This is a genomic window from Melghirimyces profundicolus (assembly GCF_003054245.1).
In the GTDB taxonomy this organism is placed as follows: Bacteria; Bacillota; Bacilli; order Thermoactinomycetales; family DSM-45169; genus Melghirimyces; species Melghirimyces profundicolus.
This window is the reverse complement of sequence record NZ_QBKR01000004.1, coordinates 25,934-46,865: the sequence shown is the minus strand read 5'-3', so window position 1 is coordinate 46,865 and position 20,932 is coordinate 25,934. Positions and strand designations below refer to the sequence as shown.

19 protein-coding genes, 3 tRNA genes and 1 pseudogene are annotated in these 20,932 nt (G+C 53.3%); 19 read left to right on the top strand and 4 right to left on the bottom strand.

All coding sequences use genetic code 11. The features are described from left to right. Nucleotides 1-306: 306 nt before the first annotated feature. The 3 genes from C8P63_RS03995 to C8P63_RS03985 all read left to right on the top strand — a co-directional run bounded on the left by C8P63_RS03995 (nt 307) and on the right by C8P63_RS03985 (nt 2,235). On the top strand, nt 307-975 hold the full coding sequence (locus C8P63_RS03995; protein ID WP_108022048.1) for a class I SAM-dependent methyltransferase: 669 nt from the start codon (nt 307-309) through the stop codon (nt 973-975). Between the two features lie 134 nt (nt 976-1,109). After that, entirely contained in the window at nt 1,110-1,667 is a 558-nt protein-coding gene (locus C8P63_RS03990; RefSeq protein ID WP_108022047.1) for a hypothetical protein, read from the top strand. A gap of 283 nt (nt 1,668-1,950) precedes the next feature. Then, nucleotides 1,951-2,235: a hypothetical protein gene (locus C8P63_RS03985; RefSeq protein ID WP_146172106.1), complete on the top strand. Its 285-nt coding sequence runs from the start codon at nt 1,951-1,953 to the stop codon at nt 2,233-2,235. Between the two features lie 291 nt (nt 2,236-2,526). Here the strand turns inward: C8P63_RS03985 and C8P63_RS03980 are convergent. Then, nucleotides 2,527-3,635 (bottom strand): annotated as a pseudogene (locus C8P63_RS03980) (IS110 family RNA-guided transposase). Nucleotides 3,636-3,844: 209 nt separating this feature from the next. Between C8P63_RS03980 and C8P63_RS18735 the strand changes: the two are divergent. Then, a complete protein-coding gene (locus C8P63_RS18735) occupies nt 3,845-4,078 on the top strand; it encodes a hypothetical protein (protein WP_146172105.1) in 234 nt (77 codons plus the stop codon). A gap of 40 nt (nt 4,079-4,118) precedes the next feature. Here the strand turns inward: C8P63_RS18735 and C8P63_RS03975 are convergent, their stop codons facing one another. After that, nucleotides 4,119-4,634: a DUF3231 family protein gene (locus tag C8P63_RS03975; RefSeq protein ID WP_108022045.1), complete on the bottom strand. Its 516-nt coding sequence runs from the start codon at nt 4,632-4,634 to the stop codon at nt 4,119-4,121. A gap of 143 nt (nt 4,635-4,777) precedes the next feature. Between C8P63_RS03975 and C8P63_RS03970 the strand changes: the two genes are divergently transcribed. Then, entirely contained in the window at nt 4,778-5,029 is a 252-nt protein-coding gene (locus C8P63_RS03970; RefSeq protein WP_108022044.1) for a WGxxGxxG family protein, read from the top strand. 1,117 nt (nt 5,030-6,146) lie between these two features. Here C8P63_RS03970 and C8P63_RS03965 read toward each other — a convergent pair. Then, complete coding sequence (locus C8P63_RS03965) at nt 6,147-6,674, bottom strand: hypothetical protein (protein ID WP_108022043.1); 528 nt, start codon at nt 6,672-6,674, stop codon at nt 6,147-6,149. Between the two features lie 535 nt (nt 6,675-7,209). Then, nucleotides 7,210-8,130: a DMT family transporter gene (locus tag C8P63_RS03960; RefSeq protein ID WP_245920669.1), complete on the bottom strand. Its 921-nt coding sequence runs from the start codon at nt 8,128-8,130 to the stop codon at nt 7,210-7,212. A 176-nt stretch (nt 8,131-8,306) separates the two neighbouring features. On the opposite strand from C8P63_RS03960, the gene polA reads away from it, so the two are divergent. The 14 genes from polA (at nt 8,307) to ytxC (ending at nt 20,674) form a co-directional block, all read left to right on the top strand. Further along, entirely contained in the window at nt 8,307-10,952 is a 2,646-nt protein-coding gene (polA, locus tag C8P63_RS03955; RefSeq protein WP_211308243.1) for a DNA polymerase I, read from the top strand. A gap of 20 nt (nt 10,953-10,972) precedes the next feature. After that, the gene (mutM, locus tag C8P63_RS03950) at nt 10,973-11,797 is read left to right on the top strand and encodes a DNA-formamidopyrimidine glycosylase (RefSeq protein WP_108022041.1); all 825 of its coding nucleotides are present in this window, start codon (nt 10,973-10,975) and stop codon (nt 11,795-11,797) included. A gap of 55 nt (nt 11,798-11,852) precedes the next feature. After that, on the top strand, nt 11,853-12,482 hold the full coding sequence (coaE, locus tag C8P63_RS03945) for a dephospho-CoA kinase (RefSeq protein WP_211308242.1): 630 nt from the start codon (nt 11,853-11,855) through the stop codon (nt 12,480-12,482). Then, nucleotides 12,440-13,075 carry a lytic transglycosylase domain-containing protein gene (locus C8P63_RS03940; protein WP_108022040.1) on the top strand — a complete coding sequence of 212 codons (636 nt, stop codon included), beginning with the start codon at nt 12,440-12,442 and terminating at the stop codon, nt 13,073-13,075. Before coaE ends, C8P63_RS03940 begins: the two co-directional genes overlap by 43 nt. Nucleotides 13,076-13,277: 202 nt before the next feature. Next, entirely contained in the window at nt 13,278-14,318 is a 1,041-nt protein-coding gene (locus C8P63_RS03935) for a glyceraldehyde-3-phosphate dehydrogenase (protein ID WP_108022039.1), read from the top strand. A 283-nt stretch (nt 14,319-14,601) separates the two neighbouring features. Further along, the gene (nrdR, locus tag C8P63_RS03930; protein ID WP_108022038.1) at nt 14,602-15,099 is read left to right on the top strand and encodes a transcriptional regulator NrdR; all 498 of its coding nucleotides are present in this window, start codon (nt 14,602-14,604) and stop codon (nt 15,097-15,099) included. 91 nt (nt 15,100-15,190) lie between these two features. Then, a complete protein-coding gene (locus C8P63_RS03925; protein ID WP_108022037.1) occupies nt 15,191-16,687 on the top strand; it encodes a replication initiation and membrane attachment family protein in 1,497 nt (498 codons plus the stop codon). Then, nucleotides 16,687-17,616 (top strand): primosomal protein DnaI, encoded by a 930-nt coding sequence (gene dnaI, locus C8P63_RS03920; RefSeq protein WP_108022036.1) that lies wholly within the window; start codon nt 16,687-16,689, stop codon nt 17,614-17,616. Before C8P63_RS03925 ends, dnaI begins: the two co-directional genes overlap by 1 nt. 82 nt (nt 17,617-17,698) lie before the next feature. After that, nucleotides 17,699-17,774, top strand: a tRNA-Phe gene (locus C8P63_RS03915). A gap of 8 nt (nt 17,775-17,782) precedes the next feature. Then, nucleotides 17,783-17,857: transfer RNA gene (locus C8P63_RS03910), tRNA-Gly, on the top strand. Nucleotides 17,858-17,869: 12 nt separating this feature from the next. Beyond that, nucleotides 17,870-17,959 (top strand) — tRNA-Leu (locus C8P63_RS03905). A 325-nt stretch (nt 17,960-18,284) separates the two neighbouring features. Further along, nucleotides 18,285-18,947: a metal-dependent hydrolase gene (locus tag C8P63_RS03900; protein WP_170109488.1), complete on the top strand. Its 663-nt coding sequence runs from the start codon at nt 18,285-18,287 to the stop codon at nt 18,945-18,947. Nucleotides 18,948-18,983: 36 nt separating this feature from the next. Then, nucleotides 18,984-19,688 carry a thermonuclease family protein gene (locus tag C8P63_RS03895; RefSeq protein WP_245920667.1) on the top strand — a complete coding sequence of 235 codons (705 nt, stop codon included), beginning with the start codon at nt 18,984-18,986 and terminating at the stop codon, nt 19,686-19,688. A gap of 137 nt (nt 19,689-19,825) precedes the next feature. Beyond that, nucleotides 19,826-20,674, top strand: coding sequence for a putative sporulation protein YtxC (gene ytxC, locus C8P63_RS03890; protein ID WP_170109487.1), 849 nt, complete (start codon nt 19,826-19,828; stop codon nt 20,672-20,674). The last annotated feature ends 258 nt before the right edge of the window (nt 20,675-20,932 follow it).

The following is a 20,932-nucleotide window of genomic DNA, read 5'->3' as shown; positions in this document are numbered from 1 at the left end:
ATTTAGAACCCGCTCAATTTTCCCCAATCCTTTTAGAGACGGTTTGAAGAACAGCTGTCGCAAGTTCATAACAAACATCCATATGAAACCAAAAAACATGGGCGATACTCATTCCCATACGGTAAGCTGTGTGTACTTCTCATCAGGACCCACACTCTTCAAGATGTTTTTGTTAATCTGTATCCCTGCGGGGGACATCATGATTCCTGCCGTTTTTTCTGTGGAACTTTTTTTGCAGGTGGAAGGAGTTGAAAAATATTCCCCCTCATCGTTGGGACACTAATGAAATGAAAAGGAGAGTGCGAAGTGGAGCGGCGGAAGCTGGTGCAGATCTTTGACCGTCAGGCGAGCCGGTATGAACGGATGAGAAAGAAAGGAATTTTGGCATCATGGCGGCGTCGCCTTCTGGCCGACGCCCGGGGGGAAGTGCTGGAGGTGGCCGTGGGTGCCGGAGCCAACTTCGCTTATTATCCTCTCGGGGTGAAGAAGGTGACGGGAGTCGATTTCAGCCCGGCCATGTTGGAAAAAGCAAAAGAGGCGGCCTCGGAAGTGGATTTGAAGGTGGAGTTGTTGGAGGCGGATGTGGAGGCGCTGACCTATCCGGAAAACTCCTTTGACACCATCGTTTCCACTTTGTCCCTCTGCGGTTACGAAGACCCGGGCCGTGTGCTGCGCTCCTTCGCCTCCTGGTGCCGGCCGGAGGGGAAAATTTTGCTGTTGGAGCACGGGCTCAGTTCAAAAAAGCCGGTGGCCCGTCTTCAGGAATGGATCGATCCGCTGAATTACCGCTGGGTGGGATGTCACCAGAACCGGGACATCCTCCGGCTGGTGAACCGGCAACTTAAGGTGGAACGGGTGGAGCGCAGGTGGCTGGGAATGGTATCTCTGATCCGGGCGCACCCGGTCAAGACGGTCGCCGGAGGAGAGAACGCCGGAAATGCTGATGAATATACAGAGGAAGGCTCCGGTAAGTAATGAAGATTAGCCCGTAATGGTGCAGAGGGCGAGGTCACGGGGGACACTGAGTTCAAGGACCCGGAAGGGTCTTTTTTCTTTTTTCTTCTTCCTGCAAGAAGGCAGTCATATACATGGGACAGGGAGGTGGGAAGGTGTCCGTTGCGATGGCGGGTTGGTGGGTGAGCGGCGTTCTTCTGGTGCTGTGGTTGATCCGGTTGTCGATCGGAGGCGGGGGGGCTTTCTCCCGGGACGGGATGGTCTGTTCCATGTCGACGGGGACTGCGGTGGGGACGGGGATCGGGGTTTATCTTCCGGTTGCGATGGGAATCTCTTTTTTCCCGGCCGCTTTGACCGGATTTGCGGCGGGGACCGCCGCCGGCTGGGCCATCGGATGGAAAAGCGGGGTGCGGGGGGTGCTGGAGGGGACGGTGGCAGGTTGGATGGGCGGGCCCATGGGGGCGATGCTGGCGGTGATGATCCCTTCGGAGTCCGGAACTCTGCTGTTTCATCTGACCTCCGTGTTGGTGGGGGGAGTCCTGTTTATGGCCTTTTTAATCATGTCCGGGAGCGGCCGCGTTTCCAACCGGTTCGAAATCGTTCTTTTCCATCCCTTCTTCTATTTCTTGCTGGTGGCGGGATTCCTGATTACCTCCCATTTTCATCCCTTTCCTCCGGGAGTGAACCACGGTTCCTCTCACGGTGGACATTAAAAAGGGGCCAAATGAAGATAATACTCTGTATTAAAAATAAGATCTTACCTTTAACGAAAAAACTCAACACCGTTGGGCAGGAGAGGGGAACCCCCTCTCTTTTTTGATTCATCCCTCTTGTTTAAAAGTAATTCTTTGGGGAGGAATAGGGGTAGTCCAAGAAGCTGTAAAAGGACCGGGACCGGGCTTTTTCGGACCACCGGTGAAGCATAGTTAGAAGGAATCGTGATGAAACGGAAAGACTCCCTGTATCACCCGGGGAAACGCGTGGGCATGGCAAAAGGTGATCCATTGGCAAGAGGCGGAAGTCGTGATCACGGGATATCGAAAAGAGGAACCCGGTTGGTTGATCGCTTTGGAGGAAGACGGTCGGCACCGCCCTGGTGGAGTAATGGAACTCGGAATCGGTCCAAGGGAACGGAAAGCCTTCTATCAGGTGGCGCAACAGATGAAGATCCGGGAAGATCAACGGTTTGTCCATGTCGAGCCGAGAATCCATTGCAAAGTTAAATATAAAAAATGGACTCACACGGGATACCTGCGTGAGCCCGTATTTCAAGGGTTTTGATTGGGTCATTAAATGACCAATTACCCTGAGTAGTTGAAAGTAAAGATCTGAGATTAACTGGTGTTCACCTACGTCATTGCTGCCATCGATGTTATTAATGATGCACTGGTTTGCCCCGACCGAATGAATGCTTGAGGTCCATCATAGTCAACAGTATATTTTCTATATTCCAGGAGAAACGAGGTGCCATCTCCCCTCTTCCCTTCATAGCTTGCTCATAGCTTATCAGGAAGGAGGAGGTAGTATGGCAATCAGTCCCCTGTGTCGAGAATTTGCTCGTATTTTTGGCGGTCAGGCACAAGTGATTAACGGAGTGTGTACAGCTACCAAAGTTCGAAATAACATCAGAGTGAGAATCATGGGGCGGAGATCGAGATCCTTAACGCTATTTTTCTTTCCTCTTCGTGCGGATAGTTTCCAATACTTCACTGCCAGTCGGGTTTTCCGTGATCGCGATGCGGCCCATGCGGCTTCACAGAGGGCCGTTTTGATGTGGGGATTTCCCTGGATCGTGCGTGTACTTTTTTTACCGGCGCTCTCGTGGTTGCCCGGGGATACTCCCGCCCAGGAAGAGAAATGAGCCGTTGAAGGAAATTGCTCCATATCGGTTCCCATTTCTGCAATGATCGAAGCCGCCGTGATTCGGTTGATGCCTGGCATGGTTTGAATGATCTGATTCGTTGATCCAGTTGTTGAATCGATTCCTCAATAAACCGGATATGGTTCCAGGAATGTCGGATCATGAAAATCTGATGCTCATTCAAGGTACCGAAGAGGGATTCGGAAAGCTTGGTCACTTTCTTTTTACCGGCTCTTTTACACAACCTTCAATCTCATTGGCATCGACATACCCTTGTTCCACTAAGCGTTCCAGTAAGTTGCGGCCGGAGACACCAAAAATATCGGAAATCACGGTTTCCAACTTGATGTTGGAGCACTCCAGAACCTTTTGAATTCGGTTTTTCTCCGCTGTGAGATGACCGACCCATTTTTTCCGCAGCCGGGTCAGCTCGCGAAGTTCCCGGATATCCGGAGGTGGAACGAAGCGAGGTTTGATGAGCCCGTGGCGTAAAAGGCGTGCGATCCATTCCGCATCGGAGACATCGGTCTTTCGACCGGGGACATTTTTGATCCGCTGGGCGTTGGCCAGGATGATCTCGAAGTAGCCCTCCGAAAATGTTGTAGACGGGTTTCCAGTAGATCCCCGTACTTTCCATAGCGATATGGGTCACTTCCTTGGACTCCAACCAACGCAACAGATCGTACAGATCCCGGGTCATGGTGGGAAAGGACCGCGTTTCGATCTGCGGTTCTTCTCCTTCGGGACCTGTAATGACACAGACCACGATCTCCTTTTGGTGGACATCCATGCCGGCTCCATGGGTAATGAGAGTGTCCATTGTCCATCCCTTCCTGTATTAGAAGTCCACAGACAGGAGAATCTCGCTCGAATGAATCATTTTTCTGTCCGTGATCACCGCAAAATGTGCCCAGCGGTGTCAACATGGGGTTGTGCAACGAAGCGATTCCATACAGTTTTGTGTCCAGGGTCGAACCACCATTAAACCACGTAGTTCGTTCGCTGCCTATGGTATTAGCAGGATGGACGATGGAAACCACGGATCATACATTTTCATCCTGGGGTTGCGGCTTAGAGAGCCATGAACGTTTTGTGTGGTTCGCGGGGATGGGGTTTGGATGGTGGAACCCACCAAAACAGATTCCTTATGGCTTTGATTATGTGTTTATGGCTTTTTTGGCTCTTCTATTTCCGTTTGAATGGAAGTTTCCAAAGTTGAAGGTATATCGGGCCGCCCATCCCATCACCTCCTATAGACAATAAAAAGGACCCCTCAATCTTGAAGGGTCCACAGTCTTTTTTGTTAATGGGCTTCAACTGGTTCCTGAATGTGCAGAGGGGGAGGAACCAACCAACCTTTTTCCTTTTGCATTCGAAGGAGTGTAGCACCTGACATGGCCCTCTTGGCATGGAACTGCCCAAACATCATCCCGATATCCTCCCGAATAGATTGCCCCATCGCTTGACTGCAAGCCACCATCCCGGTAGTAATGTCCCGGGCAATAGAAGCCGCAATCTCGGGGTCATTAAACCGAGCACCAACCGGAATACTCTCCAAATTGGCTACTGGACGTTCCGGAGGTGCCGGAGGAAGTCCAACTCCATTTTCTTTCAGGAGTCGCTCGATCTGTTCCTCCTCTTGTTTTCCAGTTTTAATCATGTCCTCAATAAAATTCCGGAGATCTTCGTCCCCTGTGTGATTCAACATGGTTTGATATCCCGCCACTTTTCCTTTACTCGCGGCCAAGTAACTCCAAGCGGCAAAGACCTCCCCATAATGCATCGGTTCATTCGCTGGATTTCCACTCATTACGCCCATGAAGTACCTCCTAATGGTATTGATAAGGTTATCCATGTTTTTATCTTGGCCCATGAGGTGTGGAAATATGATTGAAAGTGAATAATTGTCTCGATCAATGTGGCATATTAGGGGCAGAAATCGAATGAAGGGATTGAGAATAGATGAAAAGGTTTATTTTATTTCTGGTAGCCTTCACACTTATTGGGGTGTCCACTCCTGCCTTTGCGTCAAATTATCATGAAGCCTATTCAAAGCAAGCATTTTTTGTAAACAACGATGATGATATGGGTAACAATATGCGCCCTGTTGCCAACACCACAGCAGATGAAGATGACAATGACTGGGGTTGGGTCGGGTTGGCAGGTTTGCTTGGGTTGTTAGGTCTTCGTCGACGAGATGACAGGAACAAATAAATAAGTTACAACATTGGGACGTGCCTTATGGTACGTCTTTATTTTTACCCAACCTCACTTTCACCTCGCTTGGCGTGGCGCATGATTTTAATCCCCGCATAGTCCGGCATTTACCCGAAGCCGCTCCGGTTGCACTCACAGAGCACAAGTCGCGCCTGGGGTCGCTTCACTCCCGGTCGCGCTATGCTGTCTGGCAGGGATATATGCACTGTCTACTCCGAATCTTCCTGTTGCGGGCAGGGGCAAACGCCTGCGGATGCAACACAGAAAAGTTTTTGCCCCTGAACGCCCTTGCTGGCTGATTCTCCGCCGGGCAGGACAGCAAAGTCGCTGTTTCGGGTAAACGCTTCCCTTCTTCTGAGAACGCTTCTAGTGATAGGTAGGTTCACATTCAAAACTTGTTTTCATTGCGAGTTCAGACCCAAATCAGGTGCTTTTTTCCTTTGGCCTGTTTATTTTAGAGCGAATGTGTTGTAGGGTGTAGGTAGAGTAGCGCCGTCACAATTTTTGGGAACCCGTTGCAAAGCAACGAAAGACGGCGCTGCTCATTTATTTTAACCAAAATTTATAAGATAGGTGGTTGTTTATTATGCATTAAATAAATACTCCGAAAAAATTAATAAATGGAACTGGGGAGCGTTTTTCTTGACTTTCATTTGGGGAGTTCCTCATCGTGTTATGTTTCATTGTTGGTACTAAGCCCGATTTGCAGGATCGTTGTTCTTTTTATATTAGGCGCCAAAGGTAAATGGGCTTGGAAAAAGGGATTGGAGAGATACAGAAGAGTTCTTGAAATCCCAGCATGGGCAACGGGTGGATTGGCGATTGATGTTTTTTATAATCATTCTTATACCAGCTTTTATCGGCTTGCTCAATGTTATCTATGTTCCCTTATGGCAATCAGCCCGTCTTAAAGAGACGCTTGACGAAAGGGTGTGAAGAATTATCTGTTTTTGGTCTAAGATATTGTATAACTTAAGGATCGGTTTAAGGAGGACTATAAACCATTTATAAGATTTTTAGCAGTTGCGAGGGATGTAAATGCCATGGATCCGCCGGCCTGTTCAGGTTTGTTGTTTCACAATCAGGTTTGTCCATTTCCGGAAAAGGTGAACGCTTATAAATTGACGATGAAAGAAAAAACCGGGTCCGTTTTGAAGAGATATTTCCTTTCTCCGAGATTTACTTTTCCTTCCTCACTCAACGTGGTATCAACAAGACCCAGGTCATCAAACAGGGTATCCCGGTCTTCTTTTTTCAGTTGGGGAGAGACGGTCTTCACCAGGGTTCGGGAAAGCTGATACATCTCCGATTCCTTTTCCAACCGGTCACTCTCCCCGAAGAGGGAAACCGACTTCAATCGTCTGTCGGAATCATAAATGAGCAATAATTGCTTTCCGGCTTCGTTCCATTGGATAATTTTATACCGGAGGCCCCCTTTTCTTTCCCCGTTCCGTACATCTCCGTCTCTTAACTCGTATTTCGCCAGTTCGCGTTTTCGGAGCTCTCTGTTGAACTCTTCACGAAACCGGTCTATTTCCATGGCGTGATCCCCGTTGATATCTTTGGGAATGGCGGCTTGTTTCCAGATCCATCCTGATACCACAAAAGCCAGAACGACTAAAAACAAAGCCGGTTTCCTCATCGGTTTTCCCTCCTTACAGTCGGTTTTGTCAGGAATCCTTCTCAGGTATTATATTACATCGAACTGTTGACCCCATACATCCCAAACCTGAAATCGCATCATGGATCTGAATCTTCGGCAAAGAAGAACTCTCCAAACAAGTGGGAGTTACAAATAAACGGTGAAGAAAATGAGCCATCCGCTTTAGGTTCTGCGTGATGGCTGTCATCGGAAATGAGGGGCTGGACTTTGCTTCAGGCAAAGGCTTTTTTAGCAAGGAACAGATCCTTTTGCACGGTAGATTTAACACGCAGGACTGTTGATTATCCAGGATTGAGTATGGGGGGCGTGGACTGCCAAGTGGCACCGGAAGCGGAGTAATCCAGGTGAGACTCGTCCCCTGAGTACAGAGCGAGACCGGGGAGTGATGCGATCAAGGTAACAGCCGGAGCGTGGCAAAACCGGTCCATTAACCGATATTCACAACATCCCTCGTTGCACGGATCTCAGACTCCTATCAACCATTGCATGGACGTTTTTTATCGTCCCCCCGGGGTCACCGCTCCAACGCCCGGCTCCTCCGAGCCGGGTTTTCCCGTGTCGGAGCTTCCTTGTACCGAAGGAAGCCGTACACCCCCGCCATGATCAAGAGGCCGCCCGTCCATTGGAGAGCACCCGGCTGTTCTTTGAAGAGGAACCAGGCCAGGATCGAGGCACCCACCGGCTCCCCCAGAATACTGACCGAAACGGTCGTGGCCGGCACCCACCGGATCACCCAGTTGAGCAGGCTGTGGCCCAGAAGGGTGGGAAACAAGGCCAAGAGGAGAAAGAGGGTCCAGTCCCGGAGTGGGTGGGCCAAGAGGGGGGCGCCCATGGCCAGGCAGGCGGCCGCCAGCAGAAGTCCGGCCGTTCCGTAGACAATGGTGGTGTAAGTCATCAGGGAGAGCTTTTTTCTGAGGTGCTGTCCGGCCAGCCAGTAAGCCGTCACCATGGCGGCACCGGATAAGGCGAGAAGGTCGCCGAAGAAGGCGGTGCCTCCCAGGGCGATATCCCCCCACCCCAGGATCATCCCGCCTGTGACGGCGATCCCTGCTCCTGTCAGAGCCGCGGTCCGGATCCGTTCCCCGAACAGGAGATAAGCCCCGGCGAAGGCGAAGACCGGTTGCAAGGTGACCAACACCACGGAACTGGCCACGCTGGTATAGGAAAGGGAAGCGAACCAGAGGGCGAAGTGGAGAGCGAGGAACACCCCGGAAAGAAAGGCCAGTCCCCAATCTCTTCCTTTGATGGAGCCGATCTCGCTCCGGTGTTTCCACCACCACACCGGCAACATCAGACCGGTGGCCAAAAGGAGACGCCAAGCGGCGATGACGGTCGAAGGAGCGCTTGAACTCTTCACCAGAATCGCGGAAAAAGAGATAAAGACAATTCCGATTCCCAATGCCAGATACGGATGGATCGGGGGTCGGCGGGACACCGGGAGACCTCCTTTCCAAGGGACGTGGTGTGCGTTGCTGGAAGTGAATACCGGCCCCATGGTAAAATGGGGGTGTTTATATGTTGTTCAACCCTTCACTGTAACGCTCATTATATCCCGGGCGGTAACGGTTGACAAACCGGGACGGGATCGCAATTTTGAAATGGAGGTCCATGATGGACAAACTGGTTTTGATCGACGGGAACAGTATTGCATTCCGGGCTTTTTTTGCATTGCCCCTCCTCCAAAACAAAAAGGGGACCTACACCAATGCGGTGTACGGCTTCACCATGATGCTGATGAAGGTCCTGGATGAGGAAAAACCCAGCCACGTGCTGGTGGCTTTCGACGCCGGCAAAACGACCTTCCGGCACCGGGATTATAAGGAATACAAAGGAAAGCGGGACAAAACTCCCGGAGAGTTTTCTGAGCAGATTCCACTGATCAAGGAACTCCTGGACGCCTTTGGGATCCGCCATTTTGAGCTGGATCAGTACGAGGCCGACGACATTATCGGAACGCTTTCCCGGCAAGCGGAAGAAAAGGGGTTTTCCGTCACGATTGTGACCGGTGACAAAGACCTCCTTCAACTGGTTTCCGACAACGTTCAGCTGTTGATGACCAAAAAAGGGGTCACCGATGCCGATCGGTACGATCTGCAAAAACTGAAGGAAAAATACGGCCTGAAGCCGGAGCAGATCATCGATCTCAAAGGGTTGATGGGGGATCCCTCCGACAACATTCCGGGGATTCCCGGTGTGGGGGAAAAGACGGCCCTCAAGTTGCTGAAACAATTTGAAACAGTGGAAGGCGTTCTGGAGAACACCGACAATCTTCCCGGCAAAAAACTGAAGGAACGAGTGGCGGCAAACCGCCGGGATGCCATCCTGAGTAAGGAACTGGCCACCATATTGTGCGACGTTCCTCTTGATTTCGGACTGGATGACCTGAAATATGAAGGGTTTGAGGCAGAACGGGTGGCACCGCTCTTGAAAAAGCTGGAGTTCAAATCCCTTTTGGAGCGGATCGGAGCGGACGAGTCCCCACACGATACGACCGGCTTGGAGGCCATCTCCGTCGAGATGATCGGACCGGAAGAGACATCCCAATGGGAGGATTTTCTCCGTCAGGAGGCCCTTGCTCTGTTCGTGGAACGAAGCGATGAGAACTATCACCGGGCCGAAGTGTTGGCGGTCACCCTGTCCGACGGCAAACAGCGGCTGTTCATGGATTGGGAAACAGCCAAAGGGTGGAAAGCTTTCAGAGACTGGCTTCAGGACGGAAAGCGGGAGAAATGGTGTTATGACGTCAAAGCCACCCGGGTCGTTTTGGAACGGCACGGGTTGGAAAGCAAAGGTTACACCTTCGACGTGTTGCTTGCATCCTACTTGATCCACCCCTCCGAATCGGGGCATGAACTCTCCGACATCATGGAACGCAAACGGGGAGGGGGTCTTCCGGAGGACGATGCGGTATACGGAAAAGGGGCCAAGCGCCGTCAGTTGGAAGGAAAAGAACTGGCGGAACACCTCGCCCGCAAAACGGAGGCCATCTATCAGCTGAAACCGGAACTGGAACGGGAACTGGAGGAAAACAACCTCGATTCCCTGTTTCGTGATCTGGAACTCCCTGTCGCTCACGTCCTCGCCCGGATGGAGATGCAAGGGGTCAAGGTGGACCGGGACCGTCTTCGGGAGATCGGTGAGGAACTGGAGGAGCGCTTGCAAGAGTTGACGGAGAAGATCCACGGCCTTGCGGGAACGGAGTTCAATATCAATTCCCCCAAGCAGTTGGGGGAGATCCTGTTTGACAAACTGAATCTTCCTGTACTCAAGAAGACCAAGACCGGATATTCCACCAGCGCCGATGTATTGGAGAAGTTGGCACCACAACACGAGATTGTGGGAGAAATCCTGCATTACCGCCAGGTGGGCAAGTTGATCTCCACCTATGTGGAAGGTCTGCTGAAGGAGATCGACGACTCGACTGGAAAAATCCATACCCGGTTCCACCAGGCGATCACCGCCACCGGGCGATTGTCCAGCTCCGATCCCAACCTCCAGAATATCCCGGTGCGGTTGGAGGAAGGACGACGGCTCCGGCAGGTGTTCATCCCATCGGAGGAGGACTGGCTGATCCTTTCCGCCGATTATTCCCAGATCGAACTTCGGGTATTGGCCCACTTGTCCGGGGATGAAAATCTGCTGGAAGCGTTCCGGAAGGACATGGACATCCACACGAAGACCGCGATGGATGTGTTCGGGGTTTCCGAAGATGAAGTGACCTCCTTGATGCGCCGGCAGGCCAAAGCAGTGAATTTCGGGATTGTTTACGGAATCAGCGACTACGGGCTGTCCCAGAACCTGAACATTCCCCGCAAAGAAGCGGGAGAGTTCATACGCCGCTACTTTGACAGCTATCCGGGAGTCAAGACGTATATGGATGAAGTGGTGAGGAAAGCCAAGAAAGACGGCTATGTGACCACCATGCTCCATCGTCGACGCTATCTGCCGGAGATCCATTCCCGGAACTACAACCGGCGAAGCTTTGCCGAACGCACGGCGATGAACACCCCCATCCAGGGATCCGCCGCCGACATCATCAAAAAGGCGATGGTCCAAATGGAAGAAAGGTTGGAAAGAGAAGAGATGCGGGCGCGGCTTCTTCTCCAGGTTCATGATGAATTGATCTTTGAGACGCCGAAAGAAGAGGTGGAGCTGTTGTCGAAACGGGTCCGACAAGTGATGGAAGGACCGGTGGAACTCTCGGTTCCCCTCAAGGTGGACGTGAACACCGGAAAAACATGGTATGAAGCCAAGTAAATAATGGGAGAGAATGAGCATTGCCGGAACTGCCTGAAGTGGAAACCGTGAAACGTACCCTGGAAACGCTCATCGTCGGAAAAACAGTGGATGACGTCCGGGTTCTCCTTCCGAAAATCATCAAAGAACCTCCCGATCCGGAGCTGTTCCGGGACATGCTGAGAGGACGGACCGTCACCGGTGTGGGTCGGCGGGGAAAATTTCTCCGCATTTTCTTCGACCCCTGGGTTTTGGTTTCCCATATGCGGATGGAAGGCCGCTACCGTTTGGAACCGTCGGGCACAACCCTGGAAAAGCACGTCCATGTGATTTTTTCTTTCACCGACGGAACCGAACTGAGATACCGGGATGTCCGTCAGTTCGGCACGATGCACCTTTGGCCCAAAGGGGAGGAATTGAGCCGGCCTCCTCTCTGTCATCTGGGGCCGGAACCCCTGTCGGAGGAATTTACACCGGAACGTTTTGCAGAGAGTCTGGCCGGTCGGAAGACCGGGATCAAGGCTCTCCTGCTGAATCAGTCATTTCTGAGCGGGCTTGGCAATATCTATGTGGATGAGGCCCTGTTCGCAGCGGGGATCCACCCCGAACGTCCCGTTCCTTCCCTGGATCCTGACGAGGTGAAACGTCTCTATGGGAGTATCCGTTCAACGTTATTGAAAGCGATCGAGGCCGGTGGATCTTCGGTCCGCAGCTATGTGAACGGCAAAGGAGAAATGGGGATGTTTCAGCTGAGCATCCGGGTCTACGGGCGGAAGGGGGAGCCCTGTTACCGATGCGGGACCCCGATCGTGCGCCGGGTGGTTGCCGGCAGGGGAACCCATTTCTGTCCGAAGTGTCAGAAGTAATGTCGCGAGAGGAAAGGATTTTCTTTCTTTTCTTTCCCGATTAAGATATGGTGAAATGGAGGAAATCGGATTGACCCTCGGTTTGACGGGTGGAATTGCAACCGGAAAAAGTACGGTATCCAACATGCTCCGTGTGCGGGGGGCCGCGATTGTTGATGCGGACAGGGTGGCACGGGAAGTGGTGGAGCCGGGTACCGAGGGGAGCCGGGAGGTCCGCAAACGCTTCGGCGACGGCGTTTTTCACGTCGACGGGAAACTGGACCGGAAGGCACTCCGCGAAGTGATTTTTCGCGACCCGGATGCCCGGGAGGATCTGAACCGCATTCTCCACCCCCTGATTGTCCGGAGGATGGAAGAGGAGGTCCGGCGCGCCCGCAAAACCGATGCCGAACGTCCCGTGGTCCTGGATGTCCCTCTTCTCATCGAGGAAAATCTCCTGTGGATGGTGGACACGGTCGTTCTCGTCTACATACCTGAACCCCTTCAATTGAAACGATTGATGGAACGGGAAGGCATCACAACCGAGGAAGCCAGGCGGATGATCAGGGCCCAGATGCCTATCGATGAGAAAAAAAAGTTCGCCGATGTGCTGATTGACAACTCCGGTACTTTGACGGAGACGGAAAGACAGGTGGATGCTTTGTGGCAAACTATGGTCTCCAAAAATGGATCCGGCCGGCTATAGCCGCCCTCCCGTCCAAACGCAAGTTGGGTTTGGCCTTTATTCTGCTGTTGGTGTTTCTCGTGGTGGCCATGCCGTTGTTCAATCGGTGGATGTACCCGCTGGATTACGAAGACAAGATCCTGTACAGCGCGGACACCACCGGAGCAGACCCGTTTCTGGTGATGGCGATCATCCGGGTGGAGAGTAAATTCAACCCCGATGTGAAATCCCATGCCGGTGCCGAGGGACTGATGCAACTGACACCCAACACAGTGGAATGGGTGGTGGACCGGGGGCGGTTCTCACCTGCTTTCAAGGATGCCGTTCAGGACCCGGCGGTCAACATTCATATGGGAAGCTGGTACATTTCCGGGCTGATGAAGGAGTTCAACGACAACAAAGTGGCGGCCATCGCAGCCTATAATGCGGGCCCGGGTAATGTGAAAAAATGGTTGAAGGAAGGCCGCTGGGACGGAACCCGGAAAAACCTGGGTCAAATCCCTTACGGTGAAACCCGCCATTATGTACAACGGGTTCTGTTCTTCCATAAAAAGTATCGATCGTTATACAAACATCTGATCCGGGAGCGTGAAACGTACACGCTTCCGGAGTAAATCAGCAGAAGGATGGAAAACCCCTTAAACCGGAGATCGATGGAGGTGCTCACTTGCTTTCCGGTTGAGGGGTTTTCCTGTGGATATGTTCTGCAGGTAATGGTTCCGCCCAATTTCCAGTCCTACTCATTGCAATATATGTCATACTGATTATAATGGTAGTGGGAACTGGTATGTTATAAATAGAAGGAAGGGGAAACGTATGCCGCTGCGTATTGCGATTAACGGGTTTGGTCGGATCGGCAGGATGGTGTTCCGAAAAGCGATCCAAGAAGAAGACATGGAAGTAGTGGCGGTAAACGCGAGCTATCCCGCCGAAACGTTGGCTCATCTGGTAAAATACGACACCATACACGGTCATGTGGAAGATGATGTTTGGGGCGAAGGGGACCGGTTGATGGTCAACGGAAAAGAAGTGAAGCTGGTGTCCGACCGGGATCCTGCCCGTCTTCCCTGGTCTGAATTGGATATTGATATCGTGGTGGAAGCGACCGGGAAGTTCCGCGATCGTGAAGGGGCCGGTCTCCACCTGAAGGCCGGGGCCAAAAAAGTGGTGATCACCGCTCCGGGGAAAAACGAGGATGTCATGATGGTCATGGGCGTGAATGAGAACGCTTACGATCCGACACGGGACCGGATCATTTCCAACGCGAGCTGCACCACCAACTGTCTGGCACCGGTGGTGAAAGTGCTCCATGAGTCCTTCGGGATCGAACAGGGTCTGATGACCACCGTGCATTCTTACACCAACGACCAGAAAAACCTGGACAATCCCCATAAGGACCTCCGGCGGGCCCGGGCTTGCGCCCAATCCATCATTCCAACCAAGACCGGAGCCGCGTCGGCGATCGGAAAAGTGATCCCGGAACTGAAGGGGCGGCTGAACGGCCTCGCTCTTCGGGTACCGACACCCAATGTGTCGGTGGTGGACTTGGTGGTGGATCTGGAGCGGGAAGTCACCGCGGAGGAAGTGAATACGGCTCTCAAGGAAGCGTCGGAAGGCCGGTTGAAGGGAATTCTTCAGTATTGCAATGCTCCCCTGGTTTCCTCGGATTTTAACGGCAATTCCCACTCCGCCATCGTGGATGCACCCTCCACCATGGTGATCGGAGACCGCCAGGTGAAAGTGCTTGCTTGGTACGACAACGAATGGGGATATTCCTGCCGCGTGGTGGATCTGATCCAGTGGGTGGGACGCCCTTTTTTGACACAGAATGAACAGGCGCAGGAAATCACCGTATAAAAGCTTTAGAAGCGTTGTGATTTATTGTTAGGCTCAGAAGAAGGGAAGCGTTTACCGACAATAGTGAGCCGGAGCGTAAATGTTGCCCCCCGCTTTTTCATAACGCTTCCAGATGATGGTCGCGCCCTCGGAAACTTCCGGGGGCGTTTTTCGCTTACAGAGGTGAGAGGTTGAAGGACGCGGCCGGGCGGCCCACGAATACAAACCCTGTCGGTTGTGGTATAGTGAGTACGACTTTTTTTCAACGTCCGTCGGAGAGAATCGTGGGAGGAGGATTGCGACCATGCGGTGCCCGTATTGCCATTCGCTGGGAAGCCGGGTTCTCGATTCCCGCCCGGCTCACGAGGGAAAATCGATCCGGCGAAGGCGCCAGTGCGAATCGTGTGAGCGTCGCTTCACCACTTTTGAGATGGTGGAGGAAAAACCGCTGATCGTCATCAAAAAAGACGGAAGTCGGGAGGAATTCAGCCGGGAGAAACTTCTGAGGGGACTGATCCGTGCCTGTGAAAAGCGTCCGGTTCCGATGGAACGTCTGGAGGCCTTGGTTGACGAGGTGGAGCGGAACCTGCGGGAACACAACGAATCGGAAATTCCCACTCGCGAAATCGGAGAAATGATCATGGAGCGTCTCGTGGATGTGGATGAGGTGGCTTATGTCCGCTTTGCATCGGTTTACCGGCAGTTCAAAGATATCAATGTATTTGTGAGAGAATTGGAAGACCTGTTAAATCGCACCCGTGATCCCTTGAAGGAGAATAAAGGAACCGGGGACGAGGAATAAGGTTTTTTGCGGGTTGAAAAGGTTTGTGGTGTGCCGGTTCTCCTGATACAATAGTAATCCACTCATTGCAGATCCGTTGGGGGGTGGGTTGATGAGCATTGCCTGGAAGGATTGCACGCCGCGGGACGGATGGCGGAGCCGCAGCCGCAGACCGATCCAACCGACCGATCAGATGGTGTTGGTTCATCTGTATCAACCTCTCGTCGGGGTGGCGGCGGTCGGTCTCTATCTGACGATATACAGCTATTTGCCGCTGCATCGTCCGGGAGTCTCCCCCCTTTATTCTCACCTCGATCTGATGAAGGGGTTGCAACTTCCCCTCGGGGAGTTGTTGCAGGCCCGTTACCGCTTGGAAGGGGTCGGACTGCTTAATACCCGTGAGACACAGGAAAAGGGGCACCGGGTGTTTCAATACGATCTGCTGGCCCCTTTAACACCGGCACGTTTCTTCCAAAGTGATGTTCTCAGCGTCTCCCTGGTGAACCGGTTGGGAAAAGACCGGTTTCGAAGCCTGTACGAACAGTGGGTGGGCGCCGAGGAGACAGCCGCTTTTCCGTCCGGGGGAAAAGATGTTACCAAGTCGTTTCAACAGGTGTTTGGTTCCCTTTCCCCCGCGGAGCTTCGTTCGGCTTCAGAGGTGGAGCACGAGCTGATGCCGCCGGAGCCGGTCGGTGACTCCGATGAAGGACACCCTCCCGTTTTCTCCCTGGAAGGGGAAGATGATCTCTCCATGGTGAAAGCCCGTCTTCAGAACATCCTGAATGACAGCGCCTGGACGGAACGGGTGGAGGAAGAAGTACGGGAAATCCGCTTTCTTTATCAACTGGATGACTGGGACCTGATCCGGGCCATCCAAAACCCATACGTGACTCAACAGGGCAAAATCGACACGGAGCGGCTCCGGTCTTTTGTCAGGAGCCAGTATCGCATGCGCTTCGGAAGCTCTCCGGTCGTGGTGGACCGGAAGCAGCTGGATCAGCCGGGAGAAGGACGTCCGCCGTCCCGAACGGTGGAGAAAGGGAGGTCTCCGGTCTCTCACTCACGGGATGAATCCGAGGAAGATCGCCACTTTCGCATGCTGAATGAGGTTTCCCCGGTGGAATTGTTGAAGCACTTTCAAAAAGGAAAGATGATTCCCCGTGCCGATCTGGAGTTGGTGGAGGATCTGACGAATCATTACGGCCTTCCTACCGGCGTGATCAACGTGTTGCTGGAATATGTGCTGTATTCCCACGACTACAAGCTTCCCCGTCCATTGGTTGAAAAGATTGCGGGACACTGGGCCCGAAAAAATGTCCAAACCGTAAAGGAAGCGCGGGAAATGGCCCGGAAGGAACTGGATTGGGAATGGAAGCGGCGTAATTCCAAGGGGGGTCGATCGAGGACTTCCCGGAACCAAAACCGGCGAAGGCAAAAAGAAGAGCCCCTTCCCCGTTCCTTGGCCCAGGCCATGGAACGGGAGGCCAAGGGGGAAAAGCCCGGGAGCGGGGAAGTGGACCCGGATACAGAAGCCCGGCTTCGCGCAAAACTGAATCGAATGAACCAGCGCCTCAACCAACGGATGCAAGAAAAGGGGATTGAGCCATAATGGACCGGATCGATAAAGTGGTGGCCCCCATGAAGGGACGGCTCGCCGGCAGGATGGATCCGAAAAAGGAGTTGGAAACCGTGCTTTCCCACTCCGATATCCGTGCATTTCGGGAAAAACATCCCGAAGTGGGGGACGACGTTTTCCGGCGTTCCCTCGTTCAGCTCCGGCAAATGATCCGGGAGCGTGAACAGTGCAGGCGTTGTCCCGGGCTGGACCAATGCCCGAACCTTGTAAAAGGCCACCGCCCCGAATTGCAATGGTACGGCGGTTATCTGGATTTGCGGCTGACGCCTTGTGAGAAACGGATTGCCCATGAGCAGGAAAAGAAACGGAAACAATTGATTAAAAGCCACTACATTCCAGCCGATATTATCCACGCCACCTTTGACAAAATGACCTGGGATGCCGGCAGAGCCGAAGCGATTGAGGCAGCGATGGATTTTTGCGATCAGTTTGCCGACGGACGCCCGCAAAAAGGCCTGTACCTCTATGGACCCTTCGGGGTCGGAAAAAGCCGGATTGCGGGGGCGATGGCCCAATATCTGGTGCAGTACGGTGTGGATTCCCTGATGGTCTATGTGCCGGACTTCATCAGAGAAATCAAGGAATCCATCCGGGACGGGATGATCCAGGAAAAGCTGGACACACTGAAAAAGGCTACCGTTTTGATCCTCGACGATCTCGGGGCGGAAAACATCACCCCTTGGATCCGGGATGAGATTCTGGGGGCGATTCTTCAGTTCCGGATGACGGAAAAGTTGCCGACCGTCATCACCTCCAATCTCGATCTGAACGAGTTGGAGGATCATCTGTCCCATTCGGAAAAAGGCGGGACCGAGCGGGTGAAGGCCAAACGGATCATGGAAAGGATCCGCCCCTATGTGAATGCCTTTTATGTGGAAGGTCCCAACCGCCGGCAGGCCTGAAACCGAAACGAAAATCTCCGGACGGGTTGCTTTAACCATTGCGGCGTGCTATAATACTTTTTGTCGCAAGTGAACACGAAGTGGTTCGGTAGCTCAGTCGGTAGAGCAGAGGACTGAAAATCCTCGTGTCGGCGGTTCGATTCCGTCCCGAACCACCATTTTTCGAGCGGATGTGGCTCAGTGGTAGAGCACCGCCTTGCCAAGGCGGGGGTCGCGGGTTCGAATCCCGTCATCCGCTCCATTCTTATATTTTGCCGGGGTGGCGGAATTGGTAGACGCACGGGACTTAAAATCCCGGGGTGGGTGATCCACCGTGTCGGTTCGAGTCCGACCCTCGGTACCAATCATTCCCCCGTTTTTGAACGGGGGCTTTTGCATCTCCCGAAAAACCGGCTCCCTCACCGAGAGCCGGTTTTTCTTCATGGGAATACAATTTCAAGAGTTTCAAGGCACCCCGATCCGACAGATCGTAACCGCGGGAAATCGGGTGCTTTCAACAATAGACCTCTCCGGAGTTGGTTTCATCCCTGAAGTACCCTCTTTTCGGTGGCTCCACCTGGATTCGCAGCGGGCTTCGGTCTGTCTGAGTGTTTTCTTTTGTGTTAAAATACTTTAATGTTATTTAAGGATGCCTGCGTCTGACAATGTTTGGAGAGGAGGACGGCATTTTGACCGGGAATACCCACTTGTCCCTGGGAGTGGCCGCGGGGGCGGTCGCCGTCGGGGTGACCGGGAGTGAAGACCAGGTGCTGACTGCCATGTCCATGGTGGTCGTTTCTTCCCTGGGGGCCATGCTGCCGGACATCGATGAGGACGGCAGCACTCTGAACAATCTCCTGTTCCGTTCCATCCGCTTCCGTTCCGCCGCTCTGGCCATCGCCGGGGCTATCTTCGTGTTGTTGGCGTTGATCAAAAACCTGGAACTTTGGGTGATGTATTCGGGACTCTATGCGATGGCAGTCGCCTTTATCCCTCACCGGAGTTTTACTCATTCCTTCTTATCCCTCGCCCTCGTCACCTGGATCACGTATCAGGCCCATCCGCTCCATGCCTGGGCGATGGCGGCGGGATATCTCTCCCATTTGCTGGCGGACGCCTGCACCTCGGGAGGGATTCCCCTGTTTTGGCCCTGGAAAAAGCGGATGGGACTCAAAAGCCTTGGAGTGAATATCCGCTCCGGCGACACCTTTGACAAGATCACGGGAAAAGTGGCGATGTACGGGGGGTGCATCGCTCTGGTTTGGCTCTTCTTCCGGGATGCTTCCTATGATTCCTTTTTTCATTCCGCTCTGGAACAGCTGGAAGCGGTCAAGGGACTGTTGCGGGGTTGAGGGTTTTCCGTTGTCGTGGAAAAGGAGGTGGTGTTCGTGGGAGCCCTTCAGAGAGCGATTGCCGGGTTACTGATCCCCCTTGTACTCCTGGCGGGTTGCCAATCCGCCGATCGGTTGAAGGAGGAGGCGGATGGGCCGGGGAAAGGGCGTGAAGCCAAGGTGATTCGCGTCATCGACGGGGACACCCTTTCCGTCCGCATGGAAGGACGCATCGAGAAGGTACGGTTGATCGGGGTGAACACCCCCGAAACGAACCACCCGAAAATCGGAGCCGAGGTTTACGGAAAAGAAGCGTCCCGTTTTACCACGAAACATCTGGCGGGAAAGGATGTCCGTCTGGAGACGGACGTGGAAGAACGGGATCAGTACGGGCGCCTGTTGGCTTATGTGTGGTTGGGAGATGAACTCTTCAATGCGATGCTGCTTGAAGAGGGCATGGCCCAGGTGATGACGGTGCCGCCCAACGTCCGATACCAGGAGAAGTTTCTTCGCCTGCAGAGAGAGGCGAGAGAGAAAGAAAAGGGTCTCTGGGGAAAAGATGTCTCCGCCCGGAACCGGGCGGAGACATCACGGGAAGGAGACTGCACCGGAAAGATCAAGGGAAATATCAACCGTGACGGAGAGAAAATTTTTCACACACGGGAGAGTCCCCAATATGAATCCACCAAACCGGAACGTTGGTTTTGCACGGAAGAGGAGGCTAAAAAAGCAGGATTCCGCCCGCCAAAAGGTCCCCGGTAGTCACGGACGGTCCTCGACGTATACCGACCCAACCGCCCCCATATACTAGGATAAACCATGGACAAAGCGGAGGGCGGGTTATGGCCTCATATCAGATATCGATACCCGGTTCCGGAAATTCCAGGGAAGCGGGTCAAATGCGTACGTTACTGAACGACCAGCTGGCCCTGCTGGAGCAAACGGGTCTTTCCTGTCGGCTGCAAGAAGCGGATCAGGGGAACCGGACCCTTTTCCTTTTTTCCCACCCCAAGGCGGGAAAGAAAAAAGAGGGTTTACCCCGCTTCCTTGGAATTGCGGTGGCCGAGTATCTTTTGTCCGTCAACGAACCGAACTTCATTCGTCACATTATCAAAAAACAATTCCGTTACCGCGATCCCGAAGACAGCCGGGAAATCGAGCGGTATACTTTTGACCTGTTGAACGATTCTGAATCGGAGGAACCGGTCTGCCGAAGAAGAAAGGACCGGATGGCGCGGCAAGTGGCCCAGTATCTGACCCAACACCGGTCCGTGGCCGTGGACGGATTTTTCCGGTTTCGGATGAAACGGTACCGGAATGGATTGGTCAAGCTGGTGGAACACGCCATTGACGAATATCTCCTGGACCAGGAGTACCGGGAGTTCATTGAACTGCTCCGTTACTTCGTATCGGTGCAGGAACCCAAGTTGAACCTGGTTCATGTCCTCCATACGGGACGGCGGCAGTTCCGCCTGTTGGATGAGGAGGGGGAGCCGCTTCGGACGAAGGAGCTGGACGAATCGGTGCAGGAACTGATGGAACAGCCCTTTTCCCATGAGGATCTGATTGTCAGCACCCTTTTGACCATCGCCCCCGAACAGGTGGTTCTTCATACCCAAAACCGGGAAGAGAACGTGATCCGTACGCTGGAGCAGGTGTTCGAGACACGGATCTCGGTTTGTGACGGGTGTTCCGGATGCCAGCCCCATTTCCGGAGAAGGGGGGAGGGAACCACCCCCAAAGGCTGACGGAGTTTTTTCCTTCCCCTTGCAATGTGGGTTTTCATCTGGTACAATTTTTCAATAACGGAGCTGTCCGTCCCTGCGGGACGGTATGTGAAAACAAAGGACGGCACCCCTTTTTTGACGGAGAGGGTGCGCAAGATGTGCGATGACGAGGACACCGCTGATCGTTCATGATTTCCAGAGAACAGAGGCCGCCGGCTGCAAGCCTCTGAATCCCCTGAACGTTTGGTGACCCCCTCCGAGCAGCGCCGGGAACGCCCT

Coding starts and splice junctions, on each gene's coding strand:
- coaE (WP_211308242.1), top strand. CDS start 11,853: ATGGAGGAAATCGGATTGACCCTCGGTTTGACGGGTGGAATTGCAACC.
- C8P63_RS18735 (WP_146172105.1), top strand. CDS start 3,845: ATGGAAACCACGGATCATACATTTTCATCCTGGGGTTGCGGCTTAGAG.
- polA (WP_211308243.1), top strand. CDS start 8,307: ATGGACAAACTGGTTTTGATCGACGGGAACAGTATTGCATTCCGGGCT.
- ytxC (WP_170109487.1), top strand. CDS start 19,826: ATGCGTACGTTACTGAACGACCAGCTGGCCCTGCTGGAGCAAACGGGT.
- C8P63_RS03935 (WP_108022039.1), top strand. CDS start 13,278: ATGCCGCTGCGTATTGCGATTAACGGGTTTGGTCGGATCGGCAGGATG.
- C8P63_RS03975 (WP_108022045.1), bottom strand. CDS start 4,634: ATGGGCGTAATGAGTGGAAATCCAGCGAATGAACCGATGCATTATGGG.
- C8P63_RS03925 (WP_108022037.1), top strand. CDS start 15,191: ATGAGCATTGCCTGGAAGGATTGCACGCCGCGGGACGGATGGCGGAGC.
- nrdR (WP_108022038.1), top strand. CDS start 14,602: ATGCGGTGCCCGTATTGCCATTCGCTGGGAAGCCGGGTTCTCGATTCC.
- dnaI (WP_108022036.1), top strand. CDS start 16,687: ATGGACCGGATCGATAAAGTGGTGGCCCCCATGAAGGGACGGCTCGCC.
- C8P63_RS03965 (WP_108022043.1), bottom strand. CDS start 6,674: ATGAGGAAACCGGCTTTGTTTTTAGTCGTTCTGGCTTTTGTGGTATCA.
- C8P63_RS03970 (WP_108022044.1), top strand. CDS start 4,778: ATGAAAAGGTTTATTTTATTTCTGGTAGCCTTCACACTTATTGGGGTG.